The sequence below is a fragment of the Falsiroseomonas sp. E2-1-a4 genome (assembly GCF_051433165.1).
Lineage (GTDB): Bacteria > Pseudomonadota > Alphaproteobacteria > Acetobacterales > Acetobacteraceae > Falsiroseomonas.
The window spans coordinates 20688-33479 of sequence record NZ_JBHMFS010000016.1; the positions used below are offsets into that span (position 1 = coordinate 20688).

The 12792-nt window shown below is 68.5% G+C and carries 12 protein-coding genes; 2 read left to right on the forward strand and 10 right to left on the reverse strand.

The features are described from left to right. Positions 1-43: 43 nt before the first annotated feature. Genes ACFHNC_RS17195 through ACFHNC_RS17205 form a run of 3 tightly spaced genes read right to left on the reverse strand, consistent with a single transcriptional unit; the run spans position 44 to position 3509 of the window. Positions 44-919, reverse strand: coding sequence for an ABC transporter permease (locus ACFHNC_RS17195; protein WP_437170462.1), 876 nt, complete (start codon positions 917-919; stop codon positions 44-46). Next, on the reverse strand, positions 916-1926 hold the full coding sequence (locus ACFHNC_RS17200; protein ID WP_437170463.1) for an ABC transporter permease: 1011 nt from the start codon (positions 1924-1926) through the stop codon (positions 916-918). The genes ACFHNC_RS17195 and ACFHNC_RS17200 overlap by 4 nt, the downstream gene beginning before the upstream one ends. Beyond that, the gene (locus ACFHNC_RS17205; RefSeq protein ID WP_437170464.1) at positions 1926-3509 is read right to left on the reverse strand and encodes an ABC transporter substrate-binding protein; all 1584 of its coding nucleotides are present in this window, start codon (positions 3507-3509) and stop codon (positions 1926-1928) included. The genes ACFHNC_RS17200 and ACFHNC_RS17205 overlap by 1 nt, the downstream gene beginning before the upstream one ends. Positions 3510-3617: 108 nt before the next feature. Here ACFHNC_RS17205 and ACFHNC_RS17210 point away from each other — a divergent pair, with 108 nt between their 5' ends. Then, a complete protein-coding gene (locus ACFHNC_RS17210; protein ID WP_437170465.1) occupies positions 3618-5336 on the forward strand; it encodes an N-acyl-D-amino-acid deacylase family protein in 1719 nt (572 codons plus the stop codon). Positions 5337-5378: 42 nt separating this feature from the next. Here ACFHNC_RS17210 and groL read toward each other — a convergent pair whose 3' ends face one another. From groL to ACFHNC_RS17230, 4 genes are all read right to left on the reverse strand, one after another. Beyond that, positions 5379-6980: a chaperonin GroEL gene (gene groL, locus ACFHNC_RS17215; RefSeq protein WP_437170466.1), complete on the reverse strand. Its 1602-nt coding sequence runs from the start codon at positions 6978-6980 to the stop codon at positions 5379-5381. Between the two features lie 72 nt (positions 6981-7052). Next, on the reverse strand, positions 7053-7343 hold the full coding sequence (groES, locus tag ACFHNC_RS17220) for a co-chaperone GroES (RefSeq protein ID WP_437170467.1): 291 nt from the start codon (positions 7341-7343) through the stop codon (positions 7053-7055). A gap of 132 nt (positions 7344-7475) precedes the next feature. Next, on the reverse strand, positions 7476-8201 hold the full coding sequence (locus ACFHNC_RS17225; RefSeq protein WP_437170468.1) for an N-formylglutamate amidohydrolase: 726 nt from the start codon (positions 8199-8201) through the stop codon (positions 7476-7478). After that, positions 8198-9007, reverse strand: coding sequence for a transglutaminase domain-containing protein (locus ACFHNC_RS17230; protein ID WP_437170469.1), 810 nt, complete (start codon positions 9005-9007; stop codon positions 8198-8200). Before ACFHNC_RS17230 ends, ACFHNC_RS17225 begins: the two co-directional genes overlap by 4 nt. Positions 9008-9218: 211 nt before the next feature. On the opposite strand from ACFHNC_RS17230, the gene ACFHNC_RS17235 reads away from it, so the two are divergent. Continuing rightward, positions 9219-10277: a GlxA family transcriptional regulator gene (locus ACFHNC_RS17235; RefSeq protein WP_437170470.1), complete on the forward strand. Its 1059-nt coding sequence runs from the start codon at positions 9219-9221 to the stop codon at positions 10275-10277. A gap of 5 nt (positions 10278-10282) precedes the next feature. Here the strand turns inward: ACFHNC_RS17235 and ACFHNC_RS17240 are convergent, their stop codons facing one another. The 3 genes from ACFHNC_RS17240 to ACFHNC_RS17250 form a co-directional block, all read right to left on the reverse strand. Next, positions 10283-11236, reverse strand: a complete 954-nt coding sequence (locus ACFHNC_RS17240; protein WP_437170471.1) for a ring-cleaving dioxygenase — start codon at positions 11234-11236, stop codon at positions 10283-10285. A 115-nt stretch (positions 11237-11351) separates the two neighbouring features. After that, on the reverse strand, positions 11352-11939 hold the full coding sequence (locus ACFHNC_RS17245) for an amino acid synthesis family protein (RefSeq protein WP_437170472.1): 588 nt from the start codon (positions 11937-11939) through the stop codon (positions 11352-11354). After that, on the reverse strand, positions 11936-12784 hold the full coding sequence (locus tag ACFHNC_RS17250) for a UPF0280 family protein (RefSeq protein ID WP_437170473.1): 849 nt from the start codon (positions 12782-12784) through the stop codon (positions 11936-11938). The genes ACFHNC_RS17245 and ACFHNC_RS17250 overlap by 4 nt, the downstream gene beginning before the upstream one ends. Positions 12785-12792: the final 8 nt, after the last annotated feature.

Sequence of the window (12792 nt, forward strand, 5' to 3'; positions counted from 1 at the left end):
GCAAAAGATGCAGGCCGCATGTCAGACATCTGAGGCAACGGTATCACCGCGTGGCGGCCTTCCGGCGCGGGTCCAGCATGTCCTGCATCCCATCGCCCAGCATGTTCAGCCCCAGCACCATGAGAATCAGCGCCAGGCCCGGGAAGATACCGACCCACCATTGGCCGGTGACGAGATACTCCGCCCCTTGCCGGATCATCGCGCCCCATTCCGGAGTCGGCGGCTGAATCCCGACGCCGAGGAAGGCGAGCGTGGCGGAAATCCGCACGGCCCAGGCGGCGCGCACAGCCGTCTGCGCCATGGCGCCCTGGATGGCGTTGGGCAGGATATGCACGAACAGGATGCGCCAGGTGGGGTTGCCCGCGGCGACGGCGGATTCGACGAAGGTGGAACCGCGCAGCGCGATGACTTCCGCCCGCACGACGCGGGCGAAGACCGGGCTGTCGAGGAAGCCGATCACCAGCACCACATTCAGCAGCGAAGGCCCCGCGGCAGCGACCACGGCGAGTGCGAGAATGATCGAGGGAAACACGCGCAGCGCATCGAAGCCGCGCATCATGATCTCGTCCGGCCAGCCGCCGCGATACCCGGTGTAGAGGCCGAGCGGTACGCCCGCGAGCAGCCCCACCAGCACCGCCGGAATCGCGATACCAAAAGCCCAGCCGGCACCCGCGATGACACGGGACAGCACATCCATCCCGTTGCCATCTGTGCCGAACAGATGCGCCCCGCCCGGCGGTGCCAGCACATTGCGTGGCTGCGCCTGCACCGGGTCGAAGGGCGTGATCCAGGGCGCCAAAATGGCCATCAGCCCGAAGACCAGCAGAATGGCCGCGCCGATGGCCAGGGTCGGGCTGCGCCGCGTGATGCCGGCAATGCGCAGCGCCCAGCGCGGCGGGGCCGCGACCGTCGCGCTCATGGTGCCGCCCCCGCGCGCGGCTCGGTCAGCATGACGAAGACATCCACCGCCAGGAACACCAGCACGGAGAACAGCGCCAGGACCAGCACATAGCCCTGCACCACGGCGAAATCCCCGGCGATGATGGCCGACAGCCCATATTGTCCGAGGCCCCCCCAGGCGAAGACGTATTCGATGAGGGAGGTTGTGCCGACCAGCCCGGTGATCTCCGTGCCGATGAAGGTCACCACCGGCGTCATGCTGTTCCGCAGCGCCATGGCGCGGACCTGCCCATGCGGCAGACCCTGCGCACGGGCGTAGCGGATGTAGTCCGAGGCCAGCACCTCCAGCGCGATCGCCCGCGTCTGCTTGATGATCGGCGCGGCGGAGATGATTGCGACGCAGAGCACCGGCAGCACAAGCTGGCTGAAGGCGGAGCCGGCGGCTTCCCAATCCGCCGCCAGCAGCCCGTCGATCGGGTAGCTGCCGGTGATGCGGTCCGGTGGCGTCAGGAACAGGTCGATCCGCCCCATCCCCGGCGGCGCCCAGCCGAGCAGGTAGAAGAAGACGAACAGCATGATCAGGCCGAGCCAGTAGGTCGGCACGGAAAAGCCCAGCAGCGACAGGAAGCGCGTGACCTGATCGAAGGCGCCATCCGGCCGGAATGCGGCGCGCAGCCCGGTGGGGATGCCGATGGCCGCGCCGATCAGCACGCCCCAGAACAGCAGCTCGATCGTTGCCGGCGCGCGGTCCAGGATCTCGGCCAGTACGGGGCGGTTGCTCAGCCAGCTATTGCCGAGGTCGCCCTGCAGCACGCGGCCGAAATAGACGCCGAACTGCACCCAGATCGGCTGGTCGAGCGCGAGCGAGGCGCGGACCAGCGCGATTTCCTCCGTCGTCGCGGTGGGGCCGGCCAGCAGCCCGACCGGATCGCTGCCGCTGATCCGCACCAGCAGGAAGGTGAACAACAGGATCACCGCCAGCAGCGGCACGACCAGCAGGATGCGCCGGGCGAGAAGCCCGGACATCAACCTACCTTCAGATCGTACCAGCGCTCATGGTCATCCGGATGCGGGCACCAGCCGGAGATGTTGGGCGCCATCGCTTCCCACACGCTGGGATAGACGGTGGCGATCCACGGCGCTTCCTCCATCCACAGCGCCTGCGCCTGGCGCATCAGGTCGTTGCGGCGCGGCACGTCCAGGCTCTGCCGCGCCTCGTCGATCAGCGCATCCATGCGCGGATCGGCGAAGCGGGCGCGGTTGGAAACGCCCTGCGAATGCGCCAGCAGATAGGTGGTGTAGACGGGGTCCAGCACGATGCCGCCATCCTCGAAGGCGAAGAACGGCATGTCCTGCCGCGCCGGGGCGCCGCGTGCGCGCATGTCGCTGTCGCTGATCCGCACGGCGCGCGCCTTCACGCCGATGGATTGAAGCTGGGACGCCACCTGGATCGACAGCGCCTCCTCCCAGTTGAAGATCTGGCTGTAGAGGATCTCGACCTCCTGGTTGAAGTCGAAATTCGCCTGCGCCAGCAGCGCCTTCGCCTGGTCCGGGTTGTAGTCATATTTGTAGGCGCTGGGGTCGTAGCCGGCGACGATGGGCGGGATGATGGATCGTGCCTGTTCCGCCAGTCCGAAGAACACGCCCTGGATCAGCGCCTGCTTGTCCACCGCATAGTTGAAGGCCTGCCGCACCAGCTTGCTATCGAAGGGCGGGAAGCGGAGGTTCATGCGCAGCGAGGCGATGGTGCGTCCGAAACTGTCCTGCGTCTTCACCCGCCGATCTGCGCGCAGCTCCGCCACCTGTTGCAGCAGCGGGCGATGGATCCACTGCACCTGGCCGCCGCGCAGCAGCGTGATGCGGGCGGCGGCGGAGGGGACGGCGCGGAAGATCACGCGGTTGAAATGCGGCTGTTCGCGGAAGTAGTTCGGGTTGACGACGAACACCGCCTGCTCACCGGATCGCACTGAATCGAGATGGTAGGCGCCGAAGCCGGCGGTGTGGGTCTCCATCCACTTCAGGCCCCAGGGGTCCTCGGCGGTGGCGTGCTTCTTCACCTCGGTGCTGTCGTAGATGCCCGGCACATACAGGGTTAGCGCCGAAAGCAGGATCAGGCTGGGGGCGGAGAGGGTGAATTCCACCTCGTAGCGGGAGGTCGCCTTCACGGCGGTGACGTTGGCGACATTGGCGATGAAATTGCCGGTGCGGCGCTGGGCGAAGGATTTGGCCCAGCTCCACTCCACATCCGCCGCCGTCAGCTCATTGCCGTAGAAGCTTTTCACGCCCTGGCGCAGCTTGAAGACCCAGCTCTTGCCGTCCGCGGAGCTGGTCCAGCTTTCGGCCAGGTGGCCCTCGATCACGTCCGGGTTCAGGTAGGGCCGGCCGTCGCGTTCGGTGCGGCCGTAGCGGGTCAGGCCCTCATAGACCTGCACCACCGTTTCCTGGGTGCCGGGGCGCAGCGCATCGCCATCGAAACCTTCCGGCGCGCCGGGGGCGGCCAGCAGCAGGGTGCGGCCGCCGCGCTGCGCCAGCGCGGCGGGGGCGCCGAGCGAGGATCCGGCGGCAAGCGCCGCGGTGCCCAGCAGAAGGTCGCGCCGTTCGATCGTCATCAATTCGGTTCCCTGTTCGCCCCGCGCGCATTGACACCGCTTCCGGCAAATATATCAAGACTGGGATGCAAGCGCCGGTTCGGGGCGCATCAGGCAGAGGGGCTTCCCATGCACGATTTGGTCATCCGTGGCGGCACCATCGTGGACGGTACCGGCCAGCCCGCCTTCATCGGCGATGTGGCGATCGACGGCGACCGCATCACGCAGGTCGGCGGCAAGGCCGGGCCGGCGAAGCGGGACGTGCAGGCCGAAGGCCGGCTGGTGACGCCCGGCTGGGTCGATGTGCACACCCATTACGACGGCCAGGCCACCTGGGACCCGGTGCTGGCGCCCAGCGTCTGGCACGGCGCCACCACCGTGCTGTTCGGCAATTGCGGCGTCGGCTTCGCGCCGGTCCGCAAGCGCGACCACAAGGCGCTGATCGACCTGATGGAGGGGGTGGAGGACATTCCCGGCATCACCCTGACCGAGGGGTTGAAGTGGAACTGGGAGAGCTTCCCGGAATACCTCGACGTGCTGGGTTCCATGCCGCGCACCATCGATATCGGCGCGCAGATCGCCCACCACCCGCTGCGCGTCTATGTGATGGGCGAGCGCGGGCTGAACCGGCAGGCGGCGACGGCGGATGACATGGAGGAGATGGCGACGCTGACGGAGCATGCGCTGCGCGCCGGCGCCTTCGGCTTCACCACCTCCCGCACCGACCAGCACAAGACGCCGACGGGCGACCTGGTGCCCGGCCGCTATGCCGAGGAGAAGGAATTGCTGGCGATCGGCCGCGCCATGGGCCGCGCCGGTCGCGGCACCTTCGGGATGCTGTCCGATTTCGAGGATGAGGCGGCGGATTTTCGCTGGATGCGGGAGTTGTCCACCATCTCCGGCCGCCCGGTCTGGTTCCTGCTGACGGACCGCAACTACGACCCGCAGCGTTGGCGCCGACTGATGGCGAATGTGGATGCGGCCCGCGCCGATGGCCTGCCGCTATCCGCGCAGGTGGCTTGCCGGCCGGTGGGCTTGATCCTGGGCCTCACCACCTCGCTGAATCCCTTTGCCCTGCGCGAGGGTTTTCACGAACTGGCGGCGCTGCCGCCAAAGGAGCAGCTGGCAAAACTGCGGGAGCCGGCGATTCGGGCGAAGATTTTGGCGGAGGAAGCCTCGGCCCGGCTGCTGCATGTGGTGCCGCCGCTGTCGCGGCAGATCGCGACGCGCTGGGACAACATGTTCGCCCTCGGTGACCCGCCGGATTACGAGCCGCCGCCGGAGCGTTCCATCGCCGCGTTGGCCGCCAAGGCCGGCCAGGACCCTGCGGCCTATTGCTACGACTACCTGACCGCCGATGATGGCGGGCGGATGCTGTATTTCCCCGTGGTGAATTATGTCGGCGGCGATCTTTCGGTCGTGCATGACATGATGCTGCACCCGCATACGGTGAACGGGCTGTCCGATGGCGGCGCGCATTGTGGCGTGATCTGCGATGCCTCCATGCCCAGCTTCATGCTGACGCATTGGGTGCGCGACCGGGTGCGCGGCGATCGCGTGTCGCTGGAATTCGCGGTGAAGCGCCAGACCAGCGAGACGGCGGATTTCTTCGGCATGACCGATCGCGGCCGGTTGCAGGTCGGCAAGAAGGCCGATGTGAACGTCATCGATTTCGAGGCGCTGCGCCTGCACCATCCGGAGATGATCTACGACCTGCCCGCCGGCGGCCGTCGCCTGGTGCAGCGGGTGGAGGGCTACGACATGACCATCGTCTCTGGCCAGCCGATCATGGAACGGGGGCAGGAGACAGGCGCGCGGCCGGGCCAGTTGGTGCGCGCAGCACAATAGGCCGGGTGGCCGGAAGCGGAGACCCCGCTTCCGGCCCGTTGCTCAGCCTTCGGATTCGCCCGGCTCGGGCGCCGTGCAGATCATCGCCTCGGTCGTCATCAGCAACCCCGCGACGGAAGCCGCGTGCTGCAAGGCGGCGCGCACCACCTTGGTCGGGTCGATGATGCCGGCCGCGACCAGGTCCTTGTGCTCGCCGGCCTGGGCGTCGTAGCCCCAATTCGGATCCGGGTTGCGCAGCACGTCGCCGGCCACCACGGCGCCATCTTCGCCGGCATTGGTGGCGATCTGCCGCAGCGGTGCAGCCACCGCGCGGCGGACGATCTCGATGCCGAATTTCTGGTCGGCATCCTCGGCATTCAGGTTTGCCAGGATCAGGCTGGCGCGCAGCAGCGCCACGCCGCCGCCGGGGACGATGCCTTCCTCAACCGCGGCACGGGTCGCATGCAGCGCGTCCTCGACGCGGTCCTTGCGTTCCTTCACCTCGACCTCGGTATTGCCACCGACCTTGATGACGGCGACGCCACCGGCCAGCTTGGCCAGGCGTTCCTGGAGCTTTTCCTTGTCGTAGTCGGAGGTGGTCTCCTCCACCTGCGCCTTGATCTGGGCGATGCGCGCCTGGATCGCGTCCTTCGCACCGGCGCCATCGACGATGGTGGTGGTTTCCTTCTCGATCCGCACATGCTTGGCGGTACCGAGCATCTCGAGCGTGACGTTCTCGAGCTTCATGCCGAGATCCTCGGAGATCACCTGCGCGCCGGTCAGCGCCGCGATGTCCTCGAGCATCGCCTTGCGACGGTCACCGAAGCCCGGCGCCTTCACGGCGGCCACCTTCAGCCCGCCGCGCAGCTTGTTCACCACCAGCGTCGCCAGCGTCTCGCCCTCGATATCCTCGGCGATGATCAGCAGCGGGCGGGCGGATTGCGCGACGGCTTCCAGCAGCGGCAGGAAGGCCTGCAGGGCGGAGAGCTTCTTCTCGCAGATCAGGATGTAGGGCGCGTCCAGCTCGACCGCCATCTTCTCCGCATTGGTCACGAAGTAGGGCGAGAGATAGCCGCGGTCGAACTGCATGCCATCGACGATCTCCAGCTCGGTAGCGGCGATCTTGCCTTCCTCGATGGTGATGACGCCTTCCTTGCCGACCTTGGTCATCGCTTCTGCGATCATCCGGCCGATCTCGGCCTCGCCATTGGCGGAGACGGTGCCGACCTGGGCGATCTCGGCCTCGCTGGCAATCGGGCGGCTGCGCGCGGCAAGCTCCGCCACCAGCGCGACCACGGCGGCATCGACGCCGCGCTTGAGGCCCATCGGGCTCATGCCGGCGGCAACCGCCTGCATGCCCTCGCGGGCGATGGCCTGGGCGAGGACGATGGCGGTGGTGGTGCCGTCACCGGCGATGTCCTTGGTCTTGGACGCCACTTCCCGCACGAGCTGCGCGCCCATGTTTTCCATGCGGTCCGGCAGCTCGATCTCCATGGCGACGGAAACGCCGTCCTTGGTGATGCGCGGCGCGCCCCAGCTTTTAGCCAGCAGCACATTGCGACCCTTGGGGCCGAGCGTGACCTTCACGGATTGGGCGAGGGTGTCCACGCCGCGCAGCATCCGCTTGCGGGCATCGGCGCCGAAGCGCACGTCTTTGGCTGGCATTTTTTCAGTTCCTTGTTGGGCGCATGGCCCAGGCATGAGAGGCACGGCGTGGCGGCCCTGCGGCCGCCGGCATCAGGCCTTCATGACGCCCAGCAGGTCGGATTCCTTCAGGATCAGCAGGTCTTCCCCGTCGATCTTGACTTCGGTGCCGGACCATTTGCCGAACAGCACGCGGTCGCCGGCCTTCACATCCAGCGGCGTCAGCTTGCCATTGGCGTGGATCGCGCCCGGGCCGGTGGCGATGATCTCGCCTTCCTGCGGCTTCTCCTGGGCGGTGTCGGGAATGATGATCCCGCCGGCGGTCTTTTCCTCAGCCGCGATGCGGCGCAGCAGGACGCGGTCCTGCAGGGGGCGGAAGCTCATGGTCGGACTCTTTTGAGGATGTCGCGTCCCAACGGGGACAGCCGCGCGGGCTGGCACTCGGCCCCTCGGAGTGCCAGAGATATCGGCCTGCGCGAGGGTCCGTGCAAGTCCAAACCGTTCAGTGCGACGGTTTCAGCCCATGGTTCCCGCCAAGATGGGTGCCAAGCGCTGCGCCCAGGCCTCGATCCCGGCCGGATCGGCCAGAAGATCCTGCCGCACCTCGATCAGTGCGGCCGGGATGCCGCGCGCATCGCCATGCACCGGCACGGTGTAGTCCTCCGCCAACTCGATCCGGTAGGGCTCGTTGTCGCCCACCGTCAGCGCGGGGTCCTGGCGCAGCCCGGCGATCAGCGCGGTGCCGAAGCCGGTGGCCTCGCCATACAGTACGCCGGCCTGCCAGGGGCGGGGCATGCCGTGGAACACCGGGGTGAAGCTGTGCACGCCAAGCAGGAAGCGCGTCGGCCGCGCATCCAGGAAGCGCGCGATGCGGTGCTGGAAGGGCCAGAAATAGTCGTCCTGACGCTGCGCCACCTCCGCCGCCGTCAGCCCCTGGTTGCCGGGGATGTCGGTCGCCTCACTGCGCAGCGGAATGCTGCTGGGCACGCCGGGCGGGCGGTTGCAGTCGATCAGCAGCCGCGAATAGCCGGACAGGAACAGAGGCGCATCCAGCAGCGCCGCGAGCCGTCCGGCCAGCGCCGCCGCGCCGACGTCCCAGGCGATGTGGCGCTGCAGCTCCGCCGGTTGCAGGCCCAGCGCGTTGTAACGCGCCGGGATGTGGTTGCTGGCATGCTCGCAGACCAGCACCAGTGGCGAGGCGCCGTTCTCATTCACCACGCTGACGGCGGGCGGACCACTCAAGCCGGAACCTCATCGGTGAAGACCTGGAAATCGGTCATGGTGCACTGGCCGAAGGTGGTGGTGATGGCGACATCCGTCGCATCCCGCCCGCGCGCCATCAGGATGCGACCGATGCGCGGCGTGTTGTTGCGCGCATCGAAGGTGTGCCAGGCGCCGTCCAGATACACCTCGAACCAGGCGGCGAAATCCATCGGGCCGTAGGGCGGCGGCATGCCGATGTCACCCAGGTAGCCGGTGCAGTAGCGCGCCGGGATGTTGACGCAGCGGCACAGCGTGACGGCCAGATGCGCGAAGTCCCGGCAGACGCCGACCTGTTCCCGATGCGCGTCATGCGCGCTGCGGGTGGCGCTGGCCTTCATGTAGTCGAACTTGATGTGGTTGTGGGCGTAGTCGCAGATGGCCTGCACCCGCGCCCAGCCTTCCGGCCCCTGGCCGAACTGCGCCCAGGCGAAATCGCCCAGCTTGTCCGTGTCGCAGTAGCGGCTGCCCAGCAGGTAGACCAGCGCCTCATCCGGCAGATCCTCCACCCGGTGCTGGCGGGCATAGGGGAGCAGCGGGTCTGGCCGCCCGGTATCCTGCACCAGCAGACGGGTCGAGATCACCAGCCGCCCGGCGGGGGCGACGATGCGCGTGCAGGTGTTGCCGAAGCCATCCCGGTAGTGCCGGGCGGGGATGGCCGGCTCGAAAGTGACCTGGTGCGGGCCGATCAGGTCCGGGGTGCGGGACGGATGCGGGCTGATCATCAGCAGCATCGGGGTCGGCTGCGGGCATTCGTAAGTGATCTGGCAGCCGGCGCTGATGCGCATGGCGGACTCCTTGAGTGAAAGATGACGTTGGCGCCGAAACGCAATGACGTGAACGAAATGAAATCGCGCGGGTTCCCCGCATTGGGCCGAGGCGGGTCCCCCGCTTGAGCCAGGTCGGGACCCCCGCGGGAATCCAGGGCGGGTCCCCCGCATTTGGGCCGCAGCCGCCGGTAGACAGCGCCAGGTCGGGGCGCCACCATGACGTGTCCAGATGACAAGCACGCCAACCAGCCGCTTCCCCGCTTCCGGGCCACCAGACCCTCGCGGGCCGGTGGCACGTGATGGGCTGGGGCTGAAGCCCGGCGCGGCGCCGCTGCGGGTCGGCTTCGTCCTGATACCCGGCTTTCCGATGCTGACCTATGCCTGTTCGGTGGAGCCCTTCCGCGCCGCGAATGATCTGGCCGGCGCCGAGCTCTACCGCTGGGTGCATATCTCGCCGGATGGCCTGCCGGTGCGCGCGTCCAACGGCGTGTCCATCGTGGCGGAACAGGGCACGGACCAGCCCGGCCAGGTGGATGCGCTGTTCGTCTGCGCCGGCGGCAACCCCGCGGGCTTCGAGGATGCCGTAACGCTGGCCTGGCTGCGGGCCGAGGCGGCGCGCGGCATCCGCATCGGCGGCGTCTCCGGCGGCCCCTACATCCTGGCTCGTGCCGGGCTGCTGGCGGGTTATCGCTGCACCGCGCATTGGGAATACATTCCGGCCATGGCGGAACGCTTCCCCAGCCTGACCCTGACCCGGTCGCTGTATGAGGTGGACCGCGATCGCAGCACCGCCTCCGGCGGCACCGCGGCGCTCGATATGATGGTGGCGCTGATCGCCGCGGCGCACGGGCGCGCCCTGGCCCTCGCCGTGGCGGACTGGTTCCTGCACACCAGGCCGCGCGCGGGGGATGAGCCGCAGCGGATGAGCCTGCGCGAACGCTACGACACCGGTCACCCCAGCCTGCTGGCGGTGCTGGACCAGATGGAGCGCGCCATCGAGGACCCGCTGCCGCGCGACGCGCTGGCCGAATCCGCCGGACTTTCGGTGCGGCAGTTGGAGCGGCTGTTCCGCAGCCATCTCGGCTGCACCATCGGCGCGCATTACCTCGGCCTGCGGCTGGACCATGCCAGGCGATTGTTGCAGCAGACCGCGCTGTCGGTGCTGGAGGTGGCGATGGCCAGCGGCTTCGTCAGCGCGGCGCATTTCTCCCGCGCCTATGCCGCGCGCTTCGGCCGCCCGCCGCGGCTGGATCGCGGCGGGCCTGGGCGCGCAGTAAAGCGGGCCTGACCGTCTCACCGCGTCGAGAGCGGCTTCAGCCCGCGTTCGATCTCGGCGCGGCGCGGCTCCAGGAAGGGTGGCAGGGCGAGGCTTTCCCCCAGTTTGTCCATCGGCTCATCGGTGGCGAAGCCGGGGCCGTCGGTGGCAATCTCGTAGAGGATGCCGTTTGGCTCCCGCGTGTACAGGCTGCGGAAGTAGAAGCGATCGACCGGGCCGCTGGAGGGGATGCGCAGGCGCTGCAGGCGATCCACCCAGCCCTCATACTCATCATCCCGCACCCGGAAGGCGACATGATGAACGCCGCCGGCGCCGGGGCGGGCCTGCGGCAGATGCGGCTCCACCCGCACATGCAACTCCGCCGCCGGGCCGCCCTCACCCATCTCGAAGACATGGATGCGGCTGCGCGGATCATCCGGCGCCGGGTGGTCGCCGGCCGGGCGCATCGCCATCACCTGCGTCAGGAACAGGGCGGTGGGGGCGAGGTCCGGCACGCTGAGGGTGATGGGACCGAGGCCGCGGATCTGGTGCTGCGCCGGCACCGGGCTGCGATCCCAGGGGTGGAAGGGGCCGGTGCCACCATCATCCAGCAGCGTCAGGCGCTGGCCCTCCGGATCCTCGAAATCGAGCTGCTGGCGCCCCGCCACAAGCTGCACCGGGCCGTGCTTCACGCCGTGTTCCGTGAACCGCGCGGCCCAGTAGGCGAAGGTCTCGGCGCCGGCGATGCGCAGCGCGCTGCGCGTAATAGCCTGGGTGCCGCGCCGTTCCGGCCCGACCGGCCAGTCGAAGAAGGTGAGGTCGGTGCCCGGGCTGGCCAGGCCATCGGCGTAGAACAGGTGGTAGGCGCTGACATCATCCTGGTTGACCGTCTTCTTCACCAGCCGCATGCCGAGGATGCGGGTGTAGAAGTCGTGATTGCCCGGCGCATCGGCCGAGACCGCGGTCAGGTGATGGATTCCGTGAAGCTGCATCGTCGATTCCTTCATCATCTGCCACATAGGACGCGGCGTGCAGGGGCGAGGTTGCGTGAAGTGTCTGGTCGCGTGATTCGAATTTTCCGGTGCTTCCACCTCAAGCCGTCACGCTTTAGCGCTGCCCGTCCCAGGCGCTGATCGCATCCTGCGTCAGCCCGCCGACACGCGCATGCGGGCGACCGCCGGTGGTCATGGCGAGGGCGAACAGGATTTCATCCGCGCGCGGTGCATCCGGCACGGTGGCGGTGATGCCATCGAAATGGCTGCGCACATAGGCCGCGTTGCGGTGATGAATCGGCAGGTCCAGCATCGCGCCCATCTGCCCCACCTTGGTCATCGACGGCACGATGGACAGCGCCTGGCCGAGCAGGCCGCGCATCGCATAGCCGCCGGCGACGTGCCACAGCGCGCCGTGTTCCAACTCCCCTTCCGCGCCGACCAGGCCGCCCTTGCCATAGGCCTCGATCCGCGCCGGGTCGCCGCCCAGGCCGGCGAGCAGCTTTTTGGCGACCATCAGGCCGATGGGCTTCATCGCCTCCATCATCCACATCAGATCCGGCTCATGCCGCCCGGCAAAGGGATTCTTGAGGATCACGGCGCACCAGCCCTTGCGCAGCGGGGTGGTGAGGGGCGGGCCGCCATCATGGTGCACCTCCTCCACGCAGAGCACGGTCTTGCGGATGTGCAGCGTCTGGGTCATCGGTCTGGCTCCTTCAGGAGAAGGGTTTTCGCACCGGCAAGGCAGAACTGCCCGCCGAGGCGTAGCGCGGCGGCGCAAATCAGCCCGGCCTCGCAGCAGGTTTCGGCAAAGGCGGCGCCGGATGCGAGGGCGGTGGTGATCTCGGTCGCGGTGAGTGCGCCGACCTCCATTGTCACCAGACGCGCGCCGAGGTCGCTATCCGGGTCCAGCGCACAGGCGGGGCGGCGGATGATGGCCGGGCTGGCCACATCCACCGCATTGGCGATCAGCGTCGCCGCCACATCCGCCGCGGCGGCGCTGGGCGCCAGCACGGTGACGGCATCGGCAATGCCGAGCGAGAAAGATCGGCCATAGCGGCCGGAGGTGGCAACGCCACCAATGCCATCCGTCGCACGCAGATGCAGCGCGCCATCGAAGCCACCGCCGGGCAGCGGGTTCGCCACCATGCCGATGTCCAGGCCATCGCCGGCCAGCACGGCGATGTCGCCGCCATCATTGACGAAGGCGCGGGTGAGGCCCGGCGCGGCATCCCGCATCGCCGCCAGCAGCGCATCCGCCACGGCGCCCGCCACCGCAGCCATGGGCGTGACAAAGATGCTGCGTGCCGTATGGGGCAGGCAGGCAGCGTGCATTTTTTGCGCGATGGCGCCGCGCGGTGGCGTGGCGGGATCGGCGGCGCGGCGCAGCAGCGGCAGTTCGGCGGCTAGCTCGTCCAGCACCGTCTGGAACCGCGCAGTGGCCGCCGCTTCCGCCGCGGCGACGGCATCGGGCGGACCCCAGGCGCGCAGCACCACGTCGATCGGGCCGTGCTGCAGATGCAGCCGATCGCCAGTCAGGCGCTGCACGCTGGGCA

Coding starts and splice junctions, on each gene's coding strand:
- ACFHNC_RS17195 (WP_437170462.1), bottom strand. CDS start 919: ATGAGCGCGACGGTCGCGGCCCCGCCGCGCTGGGCGCTGCGCATTGCC.
- ACFHNC_RS17200 (WP_437170463.1), bottom strand. CDS start 1,926: ATGTCCGGGCTTCTCGCCCGGCGCATCCTGCTGGTCGTGCCGCTGCTG.
- ACFHNC_RS17205 (WP_437170464.1), bottom strand. CDS start 3,509: ATGACGATCGAACGGCGCGACCTTCTGCTGGGCACCGCGGCGCTTGCC.
- ACFHNC_RS17210 (WP_437170465.1), top strand. CDS start 3,618: ATGCACGATTTGGTCATCCGTGGCGGCACCATCGTGGACGGTACCGGC.
- groL (WP_437170466.1), bottom strand. CDS start 6,980: ATGCCAGCCAAAGACGTGCGCTTCGGCGCCGATGCCCGCAAGCGGATG.
- groES (WP_437170467.1), bottom strand. CDS start 7,343: ATGAGCTTCCGCCCCCTGCAGGACCGCGTCCTGCTGCGCCGCATCGCG.
- ACFHNC_RS17230 (WP_437170469.1), bottom strand. CDS start 9,007: ATGCGCATCAGCGCCGGCTGCCAGATCACTTACGAATGCCCGCAGCCG.
- ACFHNC_RS17235 (WP_437170470.1), top strand. CDS start 9,219: ATGACAAGCACGCCAACCAGCCGCTTCCCCGCTTCCGGGCCACCAGAC.
- ACFHNC_RS17240 (WP_437170471.1), bottom strand. CDS start 11,236: ATGCAGCTTCACGGAATCCATCACCTGACCGCGGTCTCGGCCGATGCG.
- ACFHNC_RS17245 (WP_437170472.1), bottom strand. CDS start 11,939: ATGACCCAGACGCTGCACATCCGCAAGACCGTGCTCTGCGTGGAGGAG.